This window comes from Synechococcus lacustris str. Tous, assembly GCF_003011125.1.
Lineage (GTDB): Bacteria > Cyanobacteriota > Cyanobacteriia > PCC-6307 > Cyanobiaceae > Synechococcus_D > Synechococcus_D lacustris.
In genome coordinates this window covers 1-825 of the sequence record NZ_PXVC01000252.1, presented here as the reverse complement: position 1 = coordinate 825, position 825 = coordinate 1, and the positions used below count along the sequence as shown (strand labels likewise).

1 protein-coding gene is annotated in these 825 nt (G+C 45.6%); it reads right to left on the bottom strand.

Annotated features, from left to right (window positions below; translation table 11 throughout):
• A partial coding sequence (locus C7K08_RS15780; protein WP_206603895.1) for a hypothetical protein occupies positions 1 to 825 on the bottom strand: 825 nt, incomplete at both ends.

Below are 825 nucleotides of genomic sequence, written 5' to 3'. Positions count from 1 at the left end.
GTTGGTGTACCAGAAACGCTAAAGGCTGCATCACCATCGTCAATAGCACCAACGGTTCCAGCGGCAACTGTTAGCTTTTCTGTGAATGCTTGAGCATCGGTGTAGGAAACCTGAACTCTAATTTGTTTTGCTTGATCTGCAGATGTTAGGGTGTAGTTAACAGCATTAGCGCCGATATTTACCCAGGTGCTGCCATCAGTAGATGATTGCCATTGGTAGCTAAATGTTCCGTTGCCATCAGGATCATCAGTTGTTTTAGCAACGGTAAGATCCTGTCCAACTGTTGGTGTACCAGAAACGCTAAAGGCTGCATCACCATCGTCAATAGCAGCAACGGTTCCAGCGGCAACTGTTAGCTTTTCTGTGAATGCTTGAGCATCGGTGTAGGAAACCTGAACTCTAATTTGTTTTGCTTGTTCTGCAGATGTTAGGGTGTAATTAACAGCATTAGCGCCGATAYTGGCCCAGGTGCTGCCATCAGTAGATGATTGCCACTGGTAGCTAAWTGTTCCRTYRCCATCAGGATCAKCAGYTGTTTTAKYAACKGTWAGAACCTGTCCAACTGTTGGTGTACCAGAAACGCTAAAGGCTGCATCACCATCGTCAATAGCASCAACGGTTCCAGCGGCAACTGTTAGCTTTTCTGTGAATGCTTGAGCATCGGTGTAGGAAACCTGAACTCTAATTTGTTTTGCTTGTTCTGCAGATGTTAGGGTGTAGTTAACAGCATTAGCGCCGATATTGGCCCAGGTGTTGCCATCAGAAGATGATTGCCACTGGTAGCTAATTGTTCCATCACCATCAGGATCAGCAGCTGTTTTATTA